This is a genomic window from Rhodococcus sp. IEGM 1354, from assembly GCF_030056855.1.
In the GTDB taxonomy this organism is placed as follows: Bacteria; Actinomycetota; Actinomycetes; order Mycobacteriales; family Mycobacteriaceae; genus Rhodococcoides.
The window spans coordinates 1-213 of the sequence record NZ_JASHKT010000093.1 but is presented as its reverse complement, the minus strand read 5'-3'; the positions used below and the strand labels follow the sequence as shown (position 1 = coordinate 213).

Sequence of the window (213 nt, the reverse complement as noted above, 5' to 3'; positions counted from 1 at the left end):
GGTGTGCTCGACGAGCAGTTCGAGAATGTAATCCGTCTCGTCCGTCGAGCGGGCGATAGGCCGAAACACACCGACCCGGGCCGTCGTAGCCGCGAGCATCTGCAGCACACCCAACGCACTGGTGGACTTGCCGGAGTCGCCTTCCGGAGACGCGACATAAATACGCGAGGGATACATGTCAGCCGTCTCGGCACCGGTGGACTCAGCCATAGC

1 protein-coding gene is annotated in these 213 nt (G+C 62.4%); it reads right to left on the bottom strand.

Annotation, left to right across the window (positions count from 1 at the left end):
- Nucleotides 1–210, bottom strand: a 210-nt coding sequence (locus tag QM588_RS25680) for an AAA family ATPase (protein WP_283317442.1), incomplete at its 3' end; no start/stop codon positions are given.
- Between the last annotated feature and the right edge of the window lie 3 nt (nt 211–213).